Consider the following 15,793-nt stretch of genomic DNA (forward strand, 5'->3'; position numbering starts at 1 on the left):
TGCGCCTGACCGGGCGCCCGGCGGAGAACGTGGCCCTGGTGGAGGCCTACGCCAAGGAACAGGGCCTGTGGCACGATCCGTCCACCGAGATCCGGTTCTCCGAATACCTGGAGCTGGACCTGTCCACGGTGGTGCCCTCCATCGCCGGGCCCAAGCGCCCCCAGGACCGGGTCGCCCTGACCGAATCCAAGAGCCAGTTCCGTGAGGATCTGCGCACCTACTCCAACGACCCCGACCTCGAGATGCACAAGTCGGCCGCTGGAACAGTCGACGAAGCCTCGGAGCTCAGCTTCCCGGCCTCCGACGCTCCGAGCTACAGCGCCGACAGTGGCACCACCGTCGACGAGAACGCCCAGCCGCGCGAGACGGTGCCTGCACAGGCCGACCCTGAGAGCCGGCCTTCGAAGAAGGTCAGCGTCAGCATGAAGGACGGGCGCGAGTTCGAGCTTGACCACGGTGCCGTCAGCATTGCGTCGATCACCTCCTGCACGAACACCTCCAACCCCTCGGTCATGCTCGCCGCCGCCGTGCTGGCACGCAACGCCGTGGAGAAGGGCCTGAGCTCCAAGCCGTGGGTGAAGACCTCCGTCGCCCCGGGCTCGAAGGTCGTCACCGACTACTACGAGAAGTCAGGCCTTATTCCCTACCTCGAGAAGCTCGGCTTCTTCATCGTCGGGTACGGCTGCGCCACCTGCATCGGCAACTCCGGGCCGCTCGAGGATGAGATCTCTCAGGCCATCCAGGACAACGATCTCGCCGTGACGGCAGTGCTTTCGGGCAACCGGAACTTCGAGGGCCGGATCAACCCGGACGTGAAGATGAACTACCTGGCCTCCCCGCCGCTGGTGGTCGCCTACGCCCTGGCCGGCACCATGGACTTCGACTTCGACAACCAGCCCCTGGGCTCCGACAGTGACGGCAACGACGTTTTCCTCAAGGACATCTGGCCCAACCCCGTCGAGGTGCAGTCAGTCATCGACTCCTCGATCAATGAGGAGATGTTCACCTCGAGCTACGGGGCCATCTTCGAGGGCGACGAGCGCTGGCAGTCCCTGCCGACGCCCGCCGGCGCCACTTTCGCGTGGGATCCCGAGTCCACCTACGTGCGGAAGCCGCCATACTTCGAGGGCATGACCCTCGAGGCCGAGCCGGTCTCCGACATCGACGGCGCCCGCGTCCTGCTCAAGCTCGGCGACTCGGTGACCACCGACCACATCAGCCCGGCGGGTTCCTTCAAGTCGGACACCCCGGCCGGACGATACCTGCTCGAGCACGGCGTGCAGCGCAAGGACTTCAACTCCTACGGCTCCCGCCGCGGCAACCACGAGGTGATGATCCGCGGCACGTTCGCGAACATCCGCATCAAGAACCAACTGCTGGACGGTGTGGAGGGCGGCTTCACCCGCGACTTCAGCCAGCCCGATGCGCCGCAGGCAGCCGTCTACGACGCCGCGGAGAACTACAGGGCGGCGGGGATTCCCCTGGTCGTCCTGGCCGGCAAGGAATACGGCTCCGGGTCCTCCCGTGACTGGGCGGCAAAGGGCACCGCGCTGCTGGGCGTTCGGGCGGTCATCGCCGAAAGCTACGAGCGGATCCACCGCTCCAACCTCATCGGCATGGGCGTGCTCCCGCTTCAGTTCCCGCAGGGCGAGAACGCCGAGAGCCTTGGGCTGACCGGTACCGAGACGTTCTCGGTGAGCGGAGTGACCGAGCTGAACGAGGGCCGCACGCCGCGCACCGTCACGGTGACGGCGACGCCCGCCGACGGCGGCAAGCCGGTCTCCTTCGACGCGGTCCTGCGCATCGACACCCCGGGCGAGGCCGACTACTACCGCAACGGAGGCATCCTTCAGTACGTCCTCCGGCAGCTGGTGGGCTGACCCGGCCCCGTGACCGAGTCCACGGACGTGTCAGCGAAAGTTGACGGCGAGGCGATCTTCCGGGTCCTCCGGGGGGAGATCCTCGCCGGGGTCCACCCGCCGGGCACCGCCCTGCGCGAAGTGGTCATCTCCGAGCGGTTCGGCGTCTCCCGCACTCCGGTGCGGGAGGCGCTCAGCCGGCTCCAGCACGAGCGGCTCCTGGAGCGGGCGGCGCGTGGCCTTCAGGTGCCGCAGATCGACCCGCAGGAGGTCATCCAGATCTACGACCTGCGCGTGATGCTCGAGGAGGAGGCCGCGGGCCAGGCCGCCTCGGAACGCCGGTCGGCCGATATGATCCGCCTCGAGGCCCTCGTGGAGCGGGATAAGGCCCTGCCCGACCCGGACGACCAGACCAGGATCAACCTCAACCAGGAGTTCCACGTGGCGCTGTGGGCGGCCTCCCACAACCCCGTGCTCACCGACCTGCTGGCGAGACTCTCCACGCACCTGATCCACACCCCGCGCTCCACCCTGTCCGTCGGCAACCGCTGGCAGGAGTCGCTGGAGGAGCACGAGGCACTGGTGCACGCCGTGGCCGACCGCCGGGCCGAGGACGCCCGGCGGATCGCCCGCACCCACATGGAGACGGCCCGCGCCCTGCGGCTTGCGCTCTTGCGGACCTCGGCGGCCGGCTAGTGGGCCCGACCAGGTTGCTGCTCGACGTCGACACCGGCATCGATGACGCGGTGGCGCTGCTCTACCTGTGTGCAGTGCCCGAGGTCCGCCTCGAAGGCATTACCTGCACCGCCGGAAATGTGGACGCGGCGCAGGTCGCGGCGAACAACCTCGCCCTCCTCGAACTCGCCGGGCAGAGTGGGGTCGAGGTGGCCATCGGCAGCGAGGTGCCCCTCGTGGTGCCGCTGGTGACGACCGAGGAAACCCACGGGGACCAGGGGGTGGGCTACGCCGTGCTTCCGGCCGCCCGGCAGCAGGTCTCCGACCGTTCCGCGGTGGAGGTATGGGTGGAGGCGGCCCGGGCGAACCCCGGGGAGATCACGGGGCTGATCACCGGGCCGCTGACGAACTTCGCCCTCGCCCTGCGCGCCGAGCCGCGGCTGCCGATGCTCCTGAAGGGCCTGGTGATCATGGGCGGGGCGTTCAACTACCCCGGCAACACGACGCCGGTCGCCGAATGGAACATCCATGTCGATCCGCATGCGGCCAAGGAGGTCTTCGCGGCCTACCGCGGCCTGCCGGCGGACCGGCTGCCGGTGGTGTGCGCCCTGGAGTCGACCGAGCGGATCGAATGCCGCCCGGAGCACCTCGAGCGGCTGTCGCAAGCCGCCGGTGCGGGCGCAGAACTGCTCAGCCCCGCCGACCCCGAAGGGCTGCGCAGCACCAACCCCAACCGGATCATCGCCTGCGTCTCGGATGCGCTGCGCTTCTACATGGAGTTCCACCGCCGGTACGACCAGGGCTACCTCGCCCACCTCCACGACCTCTTCGCCGCCATGATCGCCACCGGGGAGGCGACCGCCACCACCCGGCCCGCGACGGTCGACGTCGAAACGGACTCGCCCCTGACCTTTGGGCAGACCATAGGCGACTTCGCCGGGTTCTGGAAGCAGCCGCACAACGCCCGGGTGGTGACCGCCAACGAGCCGGAAAGGGTCTTCGAGACGCTCATCGACCGCCTCGCCCGGCTGGCCGCCGAACGGGGCTGACCCGCCCCTGACCCTGCGGGTACACTTAGCTACTGCCCGCACCGCCGCGGGCCGCGCCGAGGTGACATGAGGTGCACGCCCCTGCCCCGCGCGCCCAAGGACTGCAATGAGCTCACCCCTGACCCTTCCCGCGACGAAGGCCACGCGCCCCCGGAGCGCCCTGGTCGCCGTCGGAGCCGCCCTGATCGCCGCCACGTACCTGTACCTCGTGCTGGTGCAGCCCGCGGAGATCGCCGAAGGGATCGGCGGAACCTCCTCGCTGATCACCCTGTTCGGCTTCCTCGGCGGCGGCGCCCTGCTGGTGGCGGGGATCCTGCCCTCCCTGAGCACGAGTTCCCTCGTCCTGATGCCGCTGGGTATCGCCCTCAATATCGCTATTGGGCAGACAGCGGGCAGCCTGGGGCTGCAGATCTACCTCGACGCCATCGGCACGGTCCTCGTCGCGGTCCTCGCCGGTCCGGCCGCGGGTGCGGCGACCGGGGCGCTGAGCAACGCCATCTGGGGTCTGTTCAACCCGCTTGCGCTTCCCTTCGCGGCCGGAGCCGCCCTCATCGGGCTGCTGGCCGGCACCGCCGCACGGTACGGCATGTTCCGGCGGGTCTACCTGGCACCGGTTGCCGGACTCGTCGTCGGTGCCGTCGGCGGCCTGGTGGCTGCCCCGGTGGCCGCCTTTATGTTCGGCGCCGCGGGCACGGTGGGCACCAACGCCCTCGTTGCCGCCTTCCGCGCCGTGGGGGACTCGCTGCTGGTCGCGGCGACGAAGCAGGGACTGACCTCGGACACCCTCGACAAGCTCGTCGTGTTCACCCTGGTGGCCCTTCTCGCCTACGCCCTGCCGCGCCGCTCGCGGGCCCAGTTCCCCTTCCTCCGGCGGTACGGGGTCCTCGCCGGGAGGACCGGGCCGGCCGCCGGGCGGTAATCAAGTGCCCCGGCGACGCGTCCTCAACCCGCTGACCGAACTCTCCGCCGCGGCGCTGCTGGTGGTGCTGGTCCTGGTGGTCAACACCTGGCAGTTCTCACTCGCCGTCCTCGTCGTCGCCGTGATGCCGGGAGTGCTGCTTTCAGGTAAACCGCGGCAGATCGCCCTGGCCATCGCGGTGACCGCCGGTCCGCTGCTGGTCTCCTCGTTCCTTCTGCACGGCTTGTTTTTTCCTGAGGGAACCACGGTCCTCGCCGAGTGGGGGCCCGCCCGCGTCACCGCCGAGGGGTTGCAGTTCGCCGCGCTCACCGGGCTGAGGCTCGCCGTTTTCACCGGAGTGCTGCTCACCGCGGCCCTGACCGTAAGCATTCCCGAGCTGGTGTCCACGCTTACCCACCGCGGCTGGAACCGCAGGCTCGTCTTCGTCGTTGGCTCGGCGGTGGGGCTGCTGCCGCACGTCGCCGAACGGGCCCGCCAGATCACCCGGGCGCAGCAGGCGCGCGGACTGGTGGTGGGCGGCAGTATCCCCTCCCGGGTACGGGGACTCCTGATGGTCAGCGTTCCCCTCGTCACCGGCCTGCTGATCGACGCCGCCGAGCGGACCCAGCTGCTTGAGGCCCGGGGGTTCTCCTCCCCGGGACCCCGCACCAGCTACCTTCCCGATACCGACACGGCGGGCCAGCGCACCGCCCGGTGGCTGATGGCCGCCGGGGTGCTCGCGTTCGGCTGCGCCTGGTACGCCGTGGGGGCCGGCCGGTGATCCGGCTCGAGTGTTCAAGCTACGCGTACGACGGCGGTCCCGTCGCCCTTTCCGGTGTGGATCTCGCCGTGGAACCCGGAGCCCTGGTGCACGTCGTCGGGCCGTCGGGGTCCGGAAAAACCACCCTTGCCCGCCTGCTGGCAGGGCAGACCGGGGCCGGGAGCGGAGCGCAGTTCCGCGGTGCGCTGACCCTCGGAGGGGACCGGCTCGGGTTCGCGGGCGGCCCGGGGGATCCGCTGATCGATCCCGCCGCGTGGAGTTCCACCGTGGCGTATGCGGCGCAGCGGACCGAGGGCCAGCTCTCCATGATGTCGGCCACCGTCGCGGAGGAGATCGCCTTCGGGCCGGCGAACCGGGGCGTGCCCGCCGGGGAGCTGCGGGCGGCCGTGCAGGCCACAGCAGCCCGGCTCGGGCTGACGGACCTCCTGGACCGGGATCCCCGCCGGCTCTCCGGCGGCCAGCTCCGCCGCACGATCATCGCTGCTGCCGTCGTCGGGAACCCCCGGGTGCTGATCCTCGACGAGCCCTTCCAGGGGCTCGATGCCGGCTCCCGGGCCGAGGTGGCCCGGACCCTTGAGGTGCTGCGCGCGGCTGGCACCGCTCTGGTGATCTGCGCCCCGATGCTCCCCGGTTCGGCCCCGCAACGTTCCCGGGTCCTGGCGCTTGTGAGCGGCCGGCCCGTGTTCGACGGCTCTGTCGCGCAGGCCCGCACTGCGGGGCTCGAGCGGTACGCCATCGGCACTGAAGGCTCAGCCCCGGACCTGCGGCGGGTGCCCGCCGCCCCGGCGGCCCCGGACGTGCGGCAGGTCCAGGCCGCGGGTCCGCTCGCCGAGCTCGCCGGCGTCTCCTTCTCCTACCGCGGAGAGGGTGCCCGCGGGCGGGCCGAGGTCCTCCGGCGCGTCGACCTGAGGGTCAGTCCGGGCGACATCGTCGGACTGACGGGGGCGAACGGGTCGGGCAAGTCGACGCTCCTGCAGCACCTTAACGGGCTGTTGAGGGCGTCGTCGGGCACGGTGACCGTCGCGGGGCAGCCGCTGGGGCGCCGCACTCCCACCGGGCAGCTGGCCGGTGCGGTGGGATACCTGTTCCAGGACACCGACCAGCAGCTCTTCGAACGGACCGTGCTGCGCGAGGTGACCTACGGGCCCGCTGCGGCCGCGGCCGGCCGGGAGGCGGCCCAGGAGCGGGCCCGGACGGCACTGGCGGCCGTTGGGCTCGGACACGCCGCAGGAGAACACCCGTACGAGCTGGGGTTCGTTGAGCGCCGGCTGGTGGCGTTTGCCTCCCTGATCGCCTCGGGACCGGCGGTGTGGGTGCTCGACGAACCGACCGCCGGCCTTGACCTGCGGGGCCGCAACCGGGTGGCGGAATTGCTCCTCGGCCACGCCGCGGCAGGCGGCGCCGTGGTGCTTGCCACCCATGACGGGGCGTTCGCCGACGCCCTGTGCACCCGGATTCTCGAGCTGAAGGACGGCAGGATCCTCTCCGGCGGGGCCCGCCGGGGAGCGGACGGGGCGTAGGGTTGCCGCATGGAACGCCCCGACGCCTCAGGCCCGAACGCCGGTCCGTCCGGTGCGCCCGCCCCGGCCGCCGGCCGGAGCGGCAGTCCTGCTAAAAGAAGCGGAGACTCCAGCGACGTCCGAGACACCGCCCGCCGCCGCACCGTGGTCGTCGGAACGCCGGGGCAAGGCGCGGAACTGGAGGTCTTCGAATACGGCAGGGAGCCGGGGCCGGGCGTGCCCACCCTGGTGCTGGTGCACGGCTACCCCGACGACCACCGCGTGTACCTCCCGGCCATCGCCCTGCTGGCCGCGACCCATCACCTCGTCGCCGTCGATACCCGCAACGCCGGCCAATCGGTGGCCCGTTCGAGGGACTACCGGATCTCCGTCCTGGTGGATGACCTCTTCGCGGTGCTCGACGCCGTGGCCGTTCCCGGGGTGCACCTCGTCGGCCATGACTGGGGCTCGATCCAGGGCTGGGCGGCGGTGGCCGACCCCCGCTCCGAGGGGAGAATCGCCCGCTTCACGAGCATCTCGGGGCCCGACCTCGGGCACTTCCGCCGCTGGACGCGCGAGCGCCTCCGGACCCCGGGCCGCTGGCCGGAACTCGCCGGGCAGCTGCTGCGCAGCTGGTACATTGCGGCCTTCCAGCTGCCGGTCCTCCCCGAACTCTTCTGGCAGGTGGCGCTGCGACGGCGCTATGAGCGAACGGCGCGGCGCCGGGTGGGAGCCGATCCCATCCGGGGCCTCGCCCTGTACCGGGCGCTGCGCTCGCGCTCCGGCCTCCGGCCGCGGCTGCCGGCCGTGACGGTGCCCGTTCACGTCGTGGTGCCGGTGAAGGATCCCTTCCTTTCACCGGCGCTGGTCGAGGGGCTCGGGGAGTGGGTGGAGCACCTGAGGGTGACGAGGGTCGACGCCGGGCACTGGTGGCCGGAAACCCGGCCAGCCGACTTCGCCGACCTGCTCCGCGGAGAGCCGTAGGAGCGGCCGGGCGGCGGACTCAGGAGAGGGTGAGCCGGTGCCAGGACCGCAGCGTGAGGCCCGCGGCAAGACCACCCAGCGGCAGCGACAGCAGCACCTGGACCGCAGTCGTGACGTCCGCGCCGGCGCCGCGCTGGCTCGCCCACAGCCCGGGGGCGGAGAACGGGAACCAGCCGCCGAGCCCCACCATTGCCGCCAGCTGTGCCAGGACAACGATGACGATCACCGCGCCGATCGCGGAGAGGTAGCCCCGGCCCAGGGTGGCGGCCCACGCGCAGGGCAGGGCCAGGAGGGCCGTGGCGGCAGTGATCAGCAGGAACTTGGCAGCGAGGGCAGGAATGCCCGGATCGCCCGGATTCCCGGCCGTTCCGGTGAGGAGCCCGGCCGCGACCAGGGTAAACGTCAGTGCGACGGCGACCGCACCGGACCAGGCGAGGATCAGCAGCAGCTTCGCGGCGGCCGTGGCCGTCCTGGAGACCGCCGCAAGGAAGAGGGAACCGACGGTTCCGTCGGTGAACTCCCTGCCGAATACCCATCCGGTGACCACCCCAAACCCGAGGAGGCCGCCGACGGCACTGATGGTGCCGGCTCCCGTGAAGAACCCCTCCCAGCCTCCGGCACCGATGACGCCTTCGGCCTTGACCGCCAGCAACGGGTTGGCGCCGTTCAGGGAGAGTACCGATGCCACCGTCATCACCGGTACGCCGAGGACGAGGAAAAAGCTCGTGAACACCACGGGGCGGGCGCGGCGGAACTTGAGCCATTCCGCGGCGAGGGCCGCCCCGAGCTGCGCCGGGCCGGTCACTGCCCGATCCCGGAGTCGGCGTAGATCATGTCGAAGAAGCGCCGCTCGAGGTCCATGGCATCGGGCGGGAGGCTGCCGATGATGCGTCCTGCGTTCAGGACACTGATGCGGTCGGCGACCCGCGCCACCTCGTCGAGATGGTGGCTTGAGACGAGCACCGCTGCGCCGCGCGTGTGGGCGCGGTCCAGGAGCATCCGGCGCACGATCATGACCCCGGCAGGGTCAAGCGCGTTCGTGGGCTCGTCGAGCAGAATTGTGCCCGGCGAGGCGGTCAGGGCCGCCGCGAGGCCGAGGCGCTGCTTATTGCCCAGGGACAGCCTGCGGCCCTGCGTGGATTCCCATTTCGTGAGCGCGAACTCCTCGATGAGCTCAAGGGCCGCGGCGCGGGCACGTTCCGGCCGCAGCCCGGCCAGCCGCCCGGCCAGCGTGAGGTTCTGCAGGACGGTGAGTTCCGGATAGGCAAGCGGGTGTTCAAGCAGGTAGCCAACGCCGGCGCGTTCGCCCGATGACAGCATCGAGGGTTCGCGGCCCGCCACCAGGACCGACCCGCCGTCGGGCCGGAGCATGCCCAGGAACAGGCGCATCAGCGTCGTCTTGCCTGCTCCATTGAGGCCCACCAGGGCATGGATTTCGCCCCCGCGCACCTCGAGGCTGACCCGCTCCAGGACCGGCTCGCCGCCGAACCGCTTGGAAGCGCCGGCGCACTGCAGCCGGGCGGTGCCGGCCGCTGCTCCGGCGGCGTCGTGCCGTTCCGTCTCCACCGCCACCTCCATCCGCCCGGGGACTGCAGCGGAGCCCGAGCCCGCCTGCTGTTCATTGTGGACGCTGTTCATTGTGGACGCTGCGGCCGGGGCTGGGAAGCTCAGGCCTCGAGCAGGCCGCGGATGTCTTCGGCGGTGAGTGCCGAGCTGAACACGGCGTCGTCGTCCATGACGGAGCTGAAGAGCTGGGCCTTCTGCTCCTTGAGCTTCATCACCTTCTCCTCGATGGTGCCCTTGGAGACCATCCGGTAGACCATGACGTTCTTTGTCTGCCCGATCCGGTGGGTCCGGTCGACCGCCTGCGCCTCGCTGGCAGGGTTCCACCAGGGGTCCAGGAGGAAGCAGTAGTCCGCCTCGGTCAGGTTGAGGCCGAAACCGCCGGCCTTCAGGCTGATCAGGAACACCGGTGCCGAGCCTTCCTTGAACCTGTCGATCACCTCGCCCCGGCTGCGCGTCGAGCCGTCGAGGTAGGCGTACTCGATCCCGCGGGCCTCGAGCTGCTCGGCGGCCTTCTTCAGGTAGGACGTGAACTGGCTGAACACCAGCGCGCGGTGGCCTTCGGCAAGGACGTCCTCGAGCTGTTCGAAGAGCACTTCAAGCTTGGCCGAGGGAACGTCCGAATGGTCGGGGTCGACAAGTGAGGCGTCGAGGCTCAGCATGCGCAGCAGCGTCAGCGACCGGAACACGATCATGCGGTTGCTGTTGAGGTCATCGATGAGGCCCAGCAGCTTCTGCCGTTCCCGCTGCAGATAGGTCGAATAGATGTGCCGGTGCTCGGGGGTGAGCTCGACCTCGAGCACCTGCTCCTGCTTGGGCGGCAGGTCGGAGGCGACGGCCTCCTTGGTGCGGCGCATCATCAGGGGGCGGATGCGCCGGCGCAGCCGCGCCAACGGGCGGTTGTCGCCGATCTTCTCGATCGGGGTGCGGTAGTCCTCGGTGAACCGGCGGGCCGAGGGGAACAGCCCGGGGGCGACGATATTGAACATCGCCCACAGCTCCATCAGGTTGTTCTCCATGGGCGTGCCCGTGATCGCCAGCTTGAACGGGGCGGCGAAGTCCTTGGCGGCCTGGTGGACCTTCGAGGTGCGGTTCTTGACGAACTGCGCCTCGTCGAGGATCAGTCCCGCCCACTCGGTTTCTGAGTACGCCTCAAGGTCGAGCCGGAACAGGGTGTAGGAGGTCACGACGACGTCGGCGCCGCGCACCTGCTCGCGGATCGGCACCCCGGAGGCGCCCTGGGTGTCGGAGATGCCGACGACATGGAGCCCGGGGGTGAAGCGGTGGGTCTCGTTGATCCAGTTGGGCACCACGGAGGTCGGTGCGACGATGAGGAAGGGCGCGTGCGGCCCGCCGGCCTCGTGGGCGTGCTGGATCAGGGTCAGGGCCTGAAGGGTCTTACCGAGGCCCATGTCGTCTGCGAGCACACCACCGAGCTGATGCCGCCAGAGGAAGGCGAGCCAGTTGAACCCCTCCTTCTGGTAGGGCCGCAGTTCGGCCTTGACCCCCAGGGGAACCTCGACCGGCGCCAGGTCGGGAAGCTCTAGCAGCCCGGCGACGGCGTTCCGCCAGGACTCGGCCTGCTCCGTCTCATCGGCGAGGTCTTCGAACTCGGCCCACAGTCCGGCCTGGTAGCGGCTGATCTGGAAGCCGGTCTCCCACTCCGTGAGGCCGCGTGCCTCCTCGATGAGTTCGCGCAGCTGGTCAAAAACGGGCTGCTGGAGGGACAGGTAGCTGTTGTCGACGAGCTTGAGCTTCGTCCGGCCCTGCGCGAGGGCGCGGAAGATTGAGTCGAAGGGGATCTTGCGCCCGCTGACCGTCACCATCACACCCAGGTCGAACCAGTCCCGGTCCTCGGTCTCGACGGTGCTGATCACCAGCTGCGGGGTTTCGGTCAGGTGCTCGTAGTCGGGTTTGTCCCCGACGACGTCGACCTCAAGGCCCGGCTCCACCTCGATCCGCGGAAGCACCGACTCGGTGAACTCCACGGCCTGCATGTCCTCAAGGATGGTCTTCCGCAGCGGCAGTGGGCTGATCACGGCCCGGGCCGCCGCTTCCAGGGCGTCCTCGGCGTCGGCGTCGCGGTAGCCGTCAGCGGCCGCCGGGCCACCGCCCAGCGGGTGACGCTGCACGGCGGTGCCGAAGGTGTACCGGAAGTCCCAGGAGAGGGTCACCGCGCCGTCGGGCCGGTAGGCGGCAGTGAGGACGAGCGCCGGCGGCTGGACCTCGGGCAGGTCTACACTTCCATCGCTGCTGGCCACCTTGAGCGACCGGCTGAGGCGGGGGTAGTACTCCTCAAGGAAGATCGAGGTCTCCCCGGCCGGGATGTGGAGCGGACGGGAGCGACGGAGCAGTTCAAGGTCCTGTCCGCTGAGCTTCCTGCCGGTCGGGGCGAGGGTGATTGTCGTGTCCGGTGCCACCGCGTAGATCCCGTGGTCGCTGATGATGTGGGCGGTCTCCGGCGGGTGGATCCGCCCATCGATCTCCAGGACGGGGGAGAGCTGGACCGAGTCATCAGCCGCCGCTGTCGCGTCAAGGCGCAGGGTGGCCCGGTGGGCGAGGACGACGGTCACTGACTTCTTCGATCCGACAAACTCGATGCCGAGCCGCCCGGCTTCCTCGAGGAGGTGCCAGAGCAGGGGATTGCTGAAGTCGTCGAGGTACAGCCACGAGTCGTTGTTGCCGAAGTAGTTGACGCCGGTGCCCCGGTGCAGGGCAGGGAACTGGGAGAACCAGCGGTGCTGGTCGGGGTCGAGCCGCAAACCATAGGTCTGGTAGCTGATGCTTCCCCAGGAGAGGTTGTTCTTCACCCACTTGCCCTTGGAGTTCTGGCTCACGGGACGCACCCCCAGCCGGGCGTTGAGGGTGCGCAGGCCCTGCCTGTCGGCGGCTGATCCCCAGCGCTGGACCGCCACTTCGGGGGTGCGCACCTCGAATTGCAGGCCCAGTGGCGTCGTCGGCGCTGCAGGCACTTCGGCAGTGCCGGGTGCCGGGGCGAGCAGTTCGCTCAAGGAGGCCTGCCAGCCCGCCGCCGGCCGCGGAGGCGGCGGTGCCGCGGTGGTCTCCTGGCGGGCCAGGAGGTGTTCGGTGTTGCTTTGGAGGGCGGTGGCGGCAACATGCTTGCAGTCCGAGCCGACGGGGCAGCTGCAGAAGTTTTCGAGCGGACGGAAGCGGCCGTCACCCTTGAGGCCGAGGCGCAGCTTGGTGCGGTACTCGGTGGGCGCGCTTCCCCGGACCCGGCCGGTGAGAATCTTCGCGCTCGCGTCCCAGGCGAGGGAACTGACGGCGCCGTCCTTGGCGTAGACCTGTCCGCGTTGGAACGACGCACCGCCCACGATGCGGATGATGTCGGTGACATCGATCAGGGGGTGGGACGAAGAGGGCATACTTTCATGCTCTCACGCGGCGGCTGCGCGCCGTGCCCGGGAGGTGGTGCTGTCCGCTGTCGGCCATACCGTCCGCCGCGCGGACCTCCATGCGGCGGGGGCCGGGTTCCGGTATCCGGTGCACGGGTGCAGCACGTAAGGTACGAAAGGGGCTGTCCGACGTCGTCCGGAGAAAGGGTGCCGGTGTTCGAAGCGCCGAGTTTTATCTACGCTGCCGCCGGGCTCGCGGTTTTTGCCGCCGCCCTGCTGCCTCGCCTGCTGATGCGGGCGCCCATTTCCATGCCCATGGTGTTCCTCGGGGCGGGGGTGCTTGCCTTCTCCCTGATGGATACGCTGCCCACCCCCGACCCGGTGGCCCACGGCGACTTCACCACCCACCTGGCCGAGGTCTGCGTCATCATCTCCCTCATGGGTGCAGGGCTCGCCCTGGACCGCCGGGTGGGCAGGAAACGTTGGGCCACCACCTGGCGCCTGCTGGGCATAGCCATGCCGTTGTGCATCCTGGGCCTGATGCTCCTCGGCCTCTGGGTGCTGGGCCTGGGCCTCGCCGGGGCACTGCTTGTCGCCGCGGTCCTCGCGCCCACCGACCCGGTGCTCGCCTCGGAGGTGCAGGTGGGCGAGCCTGCCGAATCGGAGGAGGAACTCGGAGGCGAGGACGAGGTGCGCTTCGGGTTGACCTCGGAGGCGGGCCTCAACGACGGTCTCGCCTTCCCCTTCGTCTATCTCGCGATCGCCATCAGCCTCGTGGGGGCGGCTCCCGGCGCCTGGTTCCCCGAGTGGATCGCGTTGGATGTGGCGTGGCGCATGGGTATCGGCTGCCTCTTCGGGTTCGGCATGGGCATGCTGCTCCGGCGGTTGTTCTTCTCGGCCCGGATCGAAACCGTCCGGCTGGCAAACCACTCCGAAGGGTTCGTGGCGCTGGCGGCGACCTTCCTGACCTACGGCCTCACCGAAATCGCCGAGGGGTACGGCTTCATCGCCGTCTTCGTCTGCGCCGTCACCATCCGCACCGCGGAGCAGACGAGCGGCTACCACGGTGTCCTTCACAGCTACATCGAGCAGCTCGAGCGGCTGCTCACGGTCGTGGTGCTCGTCCTGCTCGGGGGTGCCGTCTCCCGTGGCCTCTTGATGGGTCTCACCTGGCAGGAGGTCCTTGTCGCCGTCCTTTTCCTCCTGGTGATCCGTCCCGTTGCCGCCTGGGTCAGCCTCGCCCGGGGACGCACCGGACCATGGGAGCGGGGTGTGATTTCATTCTTCGGTGTCCGCGGCATCGGCTCGATCTACTACCTGGGGTATGCGCTGTCCAAGGGGGAATTCGACGCCGAGGAAGCCTCGCTGTGGCGGATCGTGGCGCTGGTGATCTGCATGTCCATCGTGCTTCACGGAATGACCGCCGCCCCGGTGATCAATGCGCTCGACCGTGCGCGCGAACGCAAGGCGGTGCGTGTCAGCGGTGACGAGGGACAGGCGCCAAAAACGCCCATCTAGTTGTGCAGCTGAGGGAGGCCCTCCCCGCGGCCGAACCTCAGCGGAGGTGCTCGAGCCGGCGTTGGATGGCCTCGAGTTCGGTGCTCAGCGAGGCAAGACCCCCGGCGCTGTTTTCGGTGGCAAGGGCGCGTACCAGTTCGTCCTGCCGCGCCCGGAGCCCGGCCTCGGTGGTTGGAAGCTCGAAATCAGCGGTCTCGAAATCAGCCATAGTTCCATCCTGCCAGACGCCATCCTGCCAGACGCCATCCTGCCGGATGCCCAGCCGGCACCGGCAGCCGCGCTGCCCGCGGGGTGAATGTCCCGGATAGAGGACGCTCGAAATAAGTAGCCCATTCCTGCCGTTGCCTAAAGCATGCCCGGTCTCCACCGTGACGGCCGGGACCCGCGATAGCACAGCGCGCACCTCCAGGGAAGGCTTTTCTTGATATCTGTTCCTTTGTCCATCCTCGACCTGGCACACATTCCGCGGGGAGGCACGGCCGCCGGAAGCCTCGCCTCGAGCGTGCGGCTGGCTCAGAGCGCGGAGAAGTGGGGGTACCGGAGGATCTGGTACGCCGAGCATCACAACCTGAGCAGCATCGCCTCCTCGGCGACGAGCGTGCTGATCGCCCACGTCGCCGCGGCCACCACCAGCATCCGGCTGGGATCCGGCGGAATCATGCTACCGAACCATTCACCCCTGACGATCGCCGAACAGTTCGGGACCCTCGAGACACTGCATCCGGGCCGGATCGACCTCGGCCTGGGCCGCGCACCGGGAAGCGACGGCAACACGATGCGGGCGCTGCGCCGCGACCCCGCCGCGGCCGACACGTTCCCGCAGGATGTCCTCGAACTCCAGGGCTACCTCTCCGGCGACACGCGCATTCCGGGAGTCCACGCCACGCCCGGACGCGGGACGAACGTTCCCCTGTACATCCTTGGCTCCTCGCTGTTCGGGGCGGGCCTCGCCGCGGCGCTCGGGCTGCCCTACGCGTTCGCCTCGCATTTCGCCCCGGCGGCGCTGCAGGAGGCTGTGGCGTTGTACCGGCGGGAGTTTCAGCCCTCCGCCCAGCTCGAGCAGCCCCACGTCATTGCCGGCCTCAACGTACTTGCGGCCGATACCGAGGATGAGGCGAGGGCCCAGTTCCAGGAGGGCCAGCGGAGGATGGCCGAGCTGCTGCTCGGCCGCGGCCGTGCCTTCACCCCGGAGGAGGCCGATGCACTCCTTGCCTCTCCAGGAGGCCAGCAGGTGGCGCAGATGTTCACCTACTCGGCCGTGGGGACCCCGCCCCAGGTTCAGGACTACCTTGAGGGCTTCACCAGGCACGCCGATGCGGACGAACTGATTATCGCCACGAGGGCGAGTTCCGAAGCGGCCTGGCTGCGCTCCTTCGAGCTGGTTGCAGGCCTCGCGCGGCCGGTGGCCGCCTGAGGCCCAAATATTTATAAAGAAGGTTTGGATTCCTGCTTGCCATCACCCATGGTGGTGCTGTTAGGTTGGTAACGGTTGTAGTGTTGCGCATTTGTATTTCACGTGGTGTAGCTCCTCGGGGCCCACGCCGCATCTCTGAAAGAGCGGACAAGCACGCCGCGACTGGGGCTTTCCGAAAGTCGGAGAGCGTCTGAATT

Annotated in this window: 13 protein-coding genes; 9 read left to right on the top strand and 4 right to left on the bottom strand. The window is 69.5% G+C overall.

From position 1 onward, the window contains the following. From acnA to GVV77_RS16430, 7 genes are all read left to right on the top strand, one after another. Positions 1-1,880: aconitate hydratase AcnA (gene acnA, locus GVV77_RS16400; protein ID WP_159620179.1), on the top strand; the 1,880-nt coding region annotated here is incomplete at its 5' end. 27 nt (positions 1,881-1,907) lie between these two features. Next, positions 1,908-2,555, top strand: a complete 648-nt coding sequence (locus GVV77_RS16405; RefSeq protein ID WP_246199875.1) for a GntR family transcriptional regulator — start codon at positions 1,908-1,910, stop codon at positions 2,553-2,555. Then, complete coding sequence (locus tag GVV77_RS16410) at positions 2,555-3,583, top strand: nucleoside hydrolase (protein ID WP_159620181.1); 1,029 nt, start codon at positions 2,555-2,557, stop codon at positions 3,581-3,583. The genes GVV77_RS16405 and GVV77_RS16410 overlap by 1 nt, the downstream gene beginning before the upstream one ends. Before the next feature lie 106 nt (positions 3,584-3,689). After that, positions 3,690-4,502, top strand: coding sequence for an ECF transporter S component (locus GVV77_RS16415; RefSeq protein ID WP_159620182.1), 813 nt, complete (start codon positions 3,690-3,692; stop codon positions 4,500-4,502). 4 nt (positions 4,503-4,506) lie between these two features. Then, a complete protein-coding gene (locus tag GVV77_RS16420; RefSeq protein WP_159620184.1) occupies positions 4,507-5,262 on the top strand; it encodes an energy-coupling factor transporter transmembrane component T in 756 nt (251 codons plus the stop codon). Continuing rightward, positions 5,259-6,782, top strand: coding sequence for an ABC transporter ATP-binding protein (locus GVV77_RS16425; protein ID WP_159620186.1), 1,524 nt, complete (start codon positions 5,259-5,261; stop codon positions 6,780-6,782). Before GVV77_RS16420 ends, GVV77_RS16425 begins: the two co-directional genes overlap by 4 nt. Before the next feature lie 9 nt (positions 6,783-6,791). Next, positions 6,792-7,745: an alpha/beta fold hydrolase gene (locus tag GVV77_RS16430; RefSeq protein WP_159620188.1), complete on the top strand. Its 954-nt coding sequence runs from the start codon at positions 6,792-6,794 to the stop codon at positions 7,743-7,745. Between the two features lie 19 nt (positions 7,746-7,764). Here the strand turns inward: GVV77_RS16430 and GVV77_RS16435 are convergent, their stop codons facing one another. Genes GVV77_RS16435 through GVV77_RS16445 form a run of 3 tightly spaced genes read right to left on the bottom strand, consistent with a single transcriptional unit; the run spans position 7,765 to position 12,694 of the window. Beyond that, positions 7,765-8,550 (bottom strand): ABC transporter permease, encoded by a 786-nt coding sequence (locus tag GVV77_RS16435; protein ID WP_159620190.1) that lies wholly within the window; start codon positions 8,548-8,550, stop codon positions 7,765-7,767. After that, positions 8,547-9,383 (bottom strand): ABC transporter ATP-binding protein, encoded by an 837-nt coding sequence (locus tag GVV77_RS16440; protein ID WP_246199876.1) that lies wholly within the window; start codon positions 9,381-9,383, stop codon positions 8,547-8,549. Before GVV77_RS16440 ends, GVV77_RS16435 begins: the two co-directional genes overlap by 4 nt. Positions 9,384-9,412: 29 nt before the next feature. Further along, positions 9,413-12,694 (bottom strand): DEAD/DEAH box helicase, encoded by a 3,282-nt coding sequence (locus tag GVV77_RS16445; protein ID WP_159620192.1) that lies wholly within the window; start codon positions 12,692-12,694, stop codon positions 9,413-9,415. A gap of 183 nt (positions 12,695-12,877) precedes the next feature. Here GVV77_RS16445 and GVV77_RS16450 point away from each other — a divergent pair, with 183 nt between their 5' ends. Further along, on the top strand, positions 12,878-14,182 hold the full coding sequence (locus tag GVV77_RS16450; RefSeq protein WP_159620248.1) for a cation:proton antiporter: 1,305 nt from the start codon (positions 12,878-12,880) through the stop codon (positions 14,180-14,182). Positions 14,183-14,219: 37 nt separating this feature from the next. Here GVV77_RS16450 and GVV77_RS16455 read toward each other — a convergent pair whose 3' ends face one another. Continuing rightward, a complete protein-coding gene (locus GVV77_RS16455; protein ID WP_159620194.1) occupies positions 14,220-14,390 on the bottom strand; it encodes a hypothetical protein in 171 nt (56 codons plus the stop codon). A gap of 216 nt (positions 14,391-14,606) precedes the next feature. Here GVV77_RS16455 and GVV77_RS16460 point away from each other — a divergent pair, with 216 nt between their 5' ends. After that, on the top strand, positions 14,607-15,596 hold the full coding sequence (locus GVV77_RS16460; protein WP_159620250.1) for an LLM class flavin-dependent oxidoreductase: 990 nt from the start codon (positions 14,607-14,609) through the stop codon (positions 15,594-15,596). Positions 15,597-15,793: the final 197 nt, after the last annotated feature.

This window comes from Arthrobacter zhaoguopingii, assembly GCF_009828605.1.
GTDB classification, from domain to species: Bacteria; Actinomycetota; Actinomycetes; order Actinomycetales; family Micrococcaceae; genus Arthrobacter_D; species Arthrobacter_D zhaoguopingii.